The sequence below is a fragment of the Chamaesiphon sp. GL140_3_metabinner_50 genome, from assembly GCF_025361915.1.
In the GTDB taxonomy this organism is placed as follows: Bacteria; Cyanobacteriota; Cyanobacteriia; order Cyanobacteriales; family Chamaesiphonaceae; genus Chamaesiphon.
Map to the genome: position 1 here is coordinate 1 of NZ_JANYJC010000075.1, position 4,716 is coordinate 4,716.

The window sequence follows — 4,716 nt, forward strand, 5'->3', positions numbered from 1 at the left end:
AAATTATCGAGCAAGGCTCTCACGAGCTATTGCTAAAAGCTGGGGGTAGATACGCTCATCTCTTCTCGCTCCAAGCCGCTGGTTATCAATAAAGGCTTTAGGTTTTAGGCTTTAGGTTTTAGGGGAAGATATGGATAAAAACAGCGGTGCGCTTCGCGGAGGTTTCCTCCGCATGAAGGCGCAACAAGACAATACTATAAAAGATTTTGTTTTTACTTTTGCAGGAGGTCTAATAAAGGCATTAATTAATTTTAAATATTTACTTGGTAATCCAAACTATGCTCGTCGCCTGGTAAGCCTCGGAAGCCCCAATTATGTTTGGGAGTTTCAAAAATTGTAATTTCCAAATCGAGATTAGATATGCCTAATTGTTTGTCTAATCGCTCGAACAATAACCGAATCAGTTGCTTTTTAGCCGCGATTGTCCGACCTTCAAACATACTCAATTCGATAATTATATAGCGATCGGTGCGACCTGGTTCGGGTGGATAATAATAATCGCTCGGATCTAATGGGAAAAAGCGATGAGCGCGTTTGTGCGGGGGATATTGGAGGGCATCGACCACGCAACTATGGATCGCATCGGAAAGTTGTGCTTTAATGGGATCGAGATGCGATCGCAATCCATAAATTTTGATTTGGGACATAGGGGCTTAGTGGAAAGTTTCTACCGAACATTAATAACTATAATTTGGTTGAGCTGACCAGTACCAGAAAACTGTTGAGTGATATTAGTATTTTTGCCAGTAAAGTTGACAGAAATCGTATCGTCTAATCGCGGTGAAGATCCAGATATTTCGATTTCATAGCGTCCCGATTGCATCATCGGAGCCAAATTTAATTCGAGTGAATTATTGGCGATCGTTTTAATAACTCTACCATTAATTTTGACCTGAATTCGCTCCATTCGGATGGGTGCATCATTAGTCGATCCTTGGACTCGCAAAATGTGTGGTTGACTCAGATCGGCTCGATCGATCCCGACCGTGGTAGATTGGATCTGTCCGCCATCGGCATTGGTGGTAATACTAACGTTACTCTGGCTGAGTGCAACGGCAGCACCCGTCAAATTTGCTGTGATTATTACGGCTAAATAACCGATTAATAAACCGCTGGAGTGCAAAACTTTCATCAATTTTACCTCTATTAAAGTAGGATTAGCTGCAAACCACAAAGTCCGATCGTTCCACAATTGTAGCAAAACTACTTCCGATCGAGAACACTATTCCCTAAAACCTAAAGCCTAATCCACTAGCCGCCGCTTCATCGAGATATAATATCGCGGTGGGATGCTTGCGTAAGATTGACGCGGGACATCTGGGTGCAATTGCGCCAGTCAGCATGGTTTTAACTATATCGGCTTTTCGCGATCCCATCGCCAAACAGCAAATTTGCCGCGCCTGAAAAATTGTCGGAAGTGTCAGCGTGAGTGCGTATTGAGGGACGGCTTCAAGGCGATCGAAAAATCCGGTATTTACCTGCTGCTGTCGAGATTTATCTGCTAATTTTACCAGCTTGACGGGATAGCGATCGTTAAAGTCGGCGACTTCGGGATCGTTAAAAGCAATATGTCCCGTTTCGCCGATGCCTAAAAAGCACAGATCGATCGGCTGTGCTGATAATAACCCAGAATAACGATCGCATTCGGCGATCGGTTCGGCGGTATCGCCTGCTAAATAATTAAATTTACGTACGGCTACTTGTCGCTCTACTGATTCGCGCATAAATAACCCAAAGCTGGCGGGATGCTCGCCGCCAATCCCCAAATACTCATCCAGATGAAACAAGGTGAGCCGTCCCCAGTCGATTTCGCCAAATGTAGTCAAATGCTTGAGTAACTTAATTTGGGATGCCCCAGAAGCCAAAATTGCCGCAGCCGTTCCCTGTTGCTCCATGACTTGGCTCAGATAAGACTCGGTAGCTCGAACTAGATTGCTAACTAAATCTGCCTCGTGACGATAAACCTCAACCCGCAAAGCATCGACTTGAAAAGTACGTAGTGGCGGAGATACAGTCATAAAATAGGATCGAGGTAATAACGTGCGATCGAGCATGTGGACGATCTTACCTCAGATCCGATTTAGCGATCGAGCCTCAATCCACTCTCAACCATAATTGGAGAAGACTCGATTTGACTGACGAGCGTTGCCGTACTGACAAAACCCACTCCGAGTAGCATCGCTACTGCCATAATTCGACTAGTTAACTGCTGATGGCGATCTCGATCTAATAACTCTGTAGAAGATCCCTCGCCCAGATCGAATTCGGTGGTGAATGGCTCTAAATCTGCCAATACATCTGTGGTACACTTATACCGATCGCGATCGTCAACCCGCGTCATTCGCTCTAAAATCGCGGCTAATCGATCGCTAATACTTGTCAAACCTCTCCATACCACCTCTTTTGACTCATTTTTGGGTAAGTGAAGCGGATACTGTCCGGTGATAAATTGAATCGCCGTCATGCCCAGTGAGTAAATATCGCTGCTAAAAGTAGCAATTCCCCTAGCTTGTTCGGGCGCGTGGTAGCCTGGAGTTCCCACCACTGTATTCTGTGCGACAGGTTCAGCCCCCAAATCTTGCACCGCCCCAAAATCGATCAAACATAATTGCCCATTGTCCCAACGGCGGATGATATTAGCAGGCTTAATATCGCGGTGGATGGCTTGCTGATGATGCACATAACTCAATACCTTGAGCATCTCTCGCAAAAACCTGACTACCTTCGCCTCGCTCCACTGATGCCCGATCGTAAATTCCCGACTCAAATCGTCGCCTGCAACAAAATCTTGAACCAAGAAATGATCGCCCTGATGCTCGAAACATTCCACCTGCTTGGGGATCCGATCGTGCTTGAATCGCGCCAGAATTGCCGCCTCCAACTTAAACAACTGCAACATCTTCGGATGCTCGACTTTCGGGCGCAGTTGCTTGACGACACAGCTCGGTTCGCCCGGTACAGTTAAATTTTTAGCTAGATAAGTGTGGGCAAAGCCACCTTTCCCCAGCCGTTTGATAATTTGGTAACGACCATCCACGACGATATTCATGGGTTCGATTAGCGCAAATTGCTATTAAACTTCTGACTATATATAATCGGTGATGTCTTGGATCGAAACTGTATGCTATGAGACAATTGTGATGATCGATAGATTAATAACGCTAATTTATCGGTTGGTAGTGTCGATCGACTAAAACCACAAGCTTTACACCCTCTAGCTTTTACGGCAAGACCGATCCCCGTCGAGGACGATCTTCAGAATAAATAATGCGACAAATAAGCACAAGTTATGACTCAAGTTATTGCCGCCTTTTATAAATTTGTCACCCTAGATGACTACCGAGAACGTCGCCAACCGCTGCTAAATTTGTGTCATCACCACCATATTAAAGGCACAATTTTACTAGCGGCTGAAGGGATTAATGGGACGATTTCTGGCACTCGATCGAATATCGATGCCATGCTCGCACATCTCAAAGCCGATCCCAGTTTTACAGACTTAGAGCACAAAGAATCGATCGCCACCAAACCCCCATTCGACAGGCTCAAAGTCCGACTCAAACAAGAAATTGTCACCTTAGGCGTACCCACGATCGATCCTACCAATCTCGTCGGTACCTACGTCAAACCCCAAGACTGGAACCAACTCATCGCCAATCCCGACGTAGTAGTCATCGATACCCGCAACCAGTACGAAGTCGAAATCGGCACCTTCGCAGGCGCACTCGATCCCCATACCGATTCCTTCACCGAATTTCCCGCATACGTCGCCACCCACCTCAACCCCCAGCAGCACCAGCAAGTCGCCCTCTTCTGCACCGGGGGGATCCGCTGTGAAAAAGCCACCTCCTACCTGCTCTCACAGGGCTTCGAGAACGTCTATCACCTCCAAGGCGGCATCCTGAAATACCTCGAACAAATCCCCGCTACCGAGAGCCAATGGGAAGGTGAATGCTTCGTCTTCGACGATCGCGTTGCCGTTACCCACGGGTTAGAATTGGGCACCCACCAGCTCTGCTGGGGCTGCGGAGACCCCCTCTCGCCTGCGGATCTTACCTCACCTCATTACGAACCGGGCATCTGCTGTGCCCGCTGCTACCCCACGCTCACACCCACCCAACGCGCCAGCCGCACCGAGAGATGGCGACAACGGGAATCGGGGGATAGGGATTAGGGGATAGGGATTAGGGATTAGGGATTAGGGATTAGGGGATAGTGAATAGCTTGTGACTTTCGCGACAGCCGTAGCGTACCGTCTCCGTAAGGAGAAGTGTGGATAGCTTGCGACTTTCGGGACAGCCGAAGTGTGAATTTTTAGCAATCGATCGGTTTATCCCAGCAATGGCAGCGATCGAGTTGATGATAAAATCAGCTAATTAGTTAGCACGATCGCCCTTACCGAATGAGTCAATTTCCCCATGATGACTTTGCAAAAAACTTTTTAGATTCATTATTATCGCCCTATGGCTCAGTGCAATCATCTTATAAGATTTCTAGTGAAGTGCGCTATGTCGATATTTATTTTCAACCACAAATCGATAATTCCCCTCTAGAGTCTCTAGGGCTATTGGCTCAGTTTGTACGCGAATCGCTTGTCATCGAACCGTTTCGCAATTCAGTAACGGTAATGCAAATTAATAGTTGTATGTCTAAGCTATTCGATCTGCATTTGACGGTGGTAAAGGAAGCCAAGAAACAAAAGCAATCAGAACCAGG

Annotated in this window: 5 protein-coding genes and 1 pseudogene; 2 read left to right on the forward strand and 4 right to left on the reverse strand. The window is 46.8% G+C overall.

Annotation, left to right across the window (positions count from 1 at the left end; genetic code table 11):
- Positions 1-251: 251 nt before the first annotated feature.
- The 4 genes from Q0R35_RS03720 to Q0R35_RS03735 form a co-directional block, all read right to left on the reverse strand.
- On the reverse strand, positions 252-647 hold the full coding sequence (locus tag Q0R35_RS03720; protein WP_295614599.1) for a tautomerase family protein: 396 nt from the start codon (positions 645-647) through the stop codon (positions 252-254).
- A gap of 20 nt (positions 648-667) precedes the next feature.
- On the reverse strand, positions 668-1,132 hold the full coding sequence (locus Q0R35_RS03725; RefSeq protein WP_295614600.1) for a hypothetical protein: 465 nt from the start codon (positions 1,130-1,132) through the stop codon (positions 668-670).
- A 97-nt stretch (positions 1,133-1,229) separates the two neighbouring features.
- Positions 1,230-2,018 (reverse strand): glucosamine-6-phosphate deaminase, encoded by a 789-nt coding sequence (locus Q0R35_RS03730; protein ID WP_295614602.1) that lies wholly within the window; start codon positions 2,016-2,018, stop codon positions 1,230-1,232.
- A 62-nt stretch (positions 2,019-2,080) separates the two neighbouring features.
- Positions 2,081-3,049: a serine/threonine-protein kinase gene (locus Q0R35_RS03735; protein WP_295614604.1), complete on the reverse strand. Its 969-nt coding sequence runs from the start codon at positions 3,047-3,049 to the stop codon at positions 2,081-2,083.
- A 240-nt stretch (positions 3,050-3,289) separates the two neighbouring features.
- On the opposite strand from Q0R35_RS03735, the gene Q0R35_RS03740 reads away from it, so the two are divergent.
- On the forward strand, positions 3,290-4,174 hold the full coding sequence (locus Q0R35_RS03740; protein ID WP_295614606.1) for a rhodanese-related sulfurtransferase: 885 nt from the start codon (positions 3,290-3,292) through the stop codon (positions 4,172-4,174).
- A gap of 228 nt (positions 4,175-4,402) precedes the next feature.
- Positions 4,403-4,716 (forward strand): annotated as a pseudogene (locus Q0R35_RS03745) (hypothetical protein); the annotation flags it as partial.